Source organism: Acinetobacter sp. CFCC 11171 (assembly GCF_003268405.1).
Taxonomy (GTDB): domain Bacteria; phylum Pseudomonadota; class Gammaproteobacteria; order Pseudomonadales; family Moraxellaceae; genus Acinetobacter; species Acinetobacter amyesii.
Genome location: NZ_LQXP01000117.1, coordinates 1 through 402, shown reverse-complemented (window position 1 = coordinate 402; position 402 = coordinate 1). Strand labels below are relative to the sequence as shown.

Sequence of the window (402 nt, the reverse complement as noted above, 5' to 3'; positions counted from 1 at the left end):
GACCTAAGCGTTGGACGACATTCTCAATATCGTATTCTTTAGCAAGTTGTTCGACCTCGGTTGCGTATTCTCTCCAGTTCTCATTTTTTGCCTGTTCTACTGATTTTTCAGTCGCATAAAAATCAGGTTTTTTTATATCTCTGTAAGTATGATGGTAAGAGTCATAAAACAAATTATTGGTATGTAGGTAAAAATCGCTTTTGTTTTCTGCTAACCATCGTTTTGTCTTGGTGAGATTTGATTCAATCTGCTTTTGATTATCAGCAGCATTGCTTTGAATGGTGTAAAACTGATTGGCAAATTCTGCATAAATATCTTGGCACCGGATGAAGTCATCATATGCGTTGTCGATCTGTTGAACCTGTTGTTCTTGCAGGCGTTCTTCTTCTAGGTTGAGATTTA

Annotated in this window: 1 pseudogene; it reads right to left on the bottom strand. The window is 37.1% G+C overall.

The window, feature by feature from the left end:
• A pseudogene (locus AVJ20_RS18115) lies at positions 1 to 402 on the bottom strand (MobA/MobL family protein); the annotation flags it as partial.